Source organism: Streptococcus oralis, from assembly GCF_001579175.1.
Lineage (GTDB): Bacteria > Bacillota > Bacilli > Lactobacillales > Streptococcaceae > Streptococcus > Streptococcus oralis_O.
This window is the reverse complement of sequence record NZ_KQ970781.1, coordinates 1-289: the sequence shown is the minus strand read 5'-3', so window position 1 is coordinate 289 and position 289 is coordinate 1. Positions and strand designations below refer to the sequence as shown.

Here is a 289-nt window from a genome sequence, read left to right as displayed (position 1 = left end):
ACCAAAAAATAAAATAGAATCAAAAGAAAGCGTTTGTTATTTTATCTTTTCCAGCAAGATTATAGTTTTTGGCTATAAAAACTTATAAAAAGTAGAAAAGATGACTAAAATTGGCCTTAAAACTTGATGTTTATAAACTTTACTAAGCTTTTTGTATGTGAAAAAACTTTTTTTGTGTTATAATGAGTTATCATATTAGAGGTTAGAGGAGTTTGCTATGAAAACAGATATTGAAATCGCACAGAGTATTGAGTTGAAGCCAATCGTGGATGTTGTGGAGAAACTTGGG

Annotated in this window: 1 pseudogene; it reads left to right on the top strand. The window is 28.7% G+C overall.

The annotated features are described in order from the left end of the window. Window positions 1-217: 217 nt before the first annotated feature. Window positions 218-289 (top strand): annotated as a pseudogene (locus SORDD24_RS12065) (formate--tetrahydrofolate ligase); the annotation flags it as partial.